The following is a 273-nucleotide window of genomic DNA, read 5'->3' as shown; positions in this document are numbered from 1 at the left end:
GTTGTTTCCTTGAAAACCTTGAAATGTTGCACTTGTAGGTCTTTGATTATCATATTGAATAACAATGCAAGTGCCGGGAGTTAATGTTCTTAAAAATTGTCGTAACTCGGGATTATTATCTTCTCTTCGATGATCTTCTCTTCGATGATCTTCTCTTCGATGATCTTCTCTTCGATGATCTTCTCTTCGATGATGACATCTATCGAAATCACAACCTCCACCAAAACCAAAACCCATAATATTACCCCCTTTCGTTCGTTAGTACATTTTATG

Annotated in this window: 1 pseudogene; it reads right to left on the bottom strand. The window is 36.6% G+C overall.

Annotated elements, in window-relative coordinates:
• Window positions 1-237, bottom strand: a pseudogene (locus MR071_RS25215) (hypothetical protein); the annotation flags it as partial.
• Window positions 238-273: the final 36 nt, after the last annotated feature.

The organism is Bacillus cereus group sp. BfR-BA-01316 (assembly GCF_022664195.1).
In the GTDB taxonomy this organism is placed as follows: Bacteria; Bacillota; Bacilli; order Bacillales; family Bacillaceae_G; genus Bacillus_A.
The sequence above is the reverse complement of the archived record's forward strand: the minus strand, read 5'-3'. Positions and strand labels throughout refer to the sequence as shown.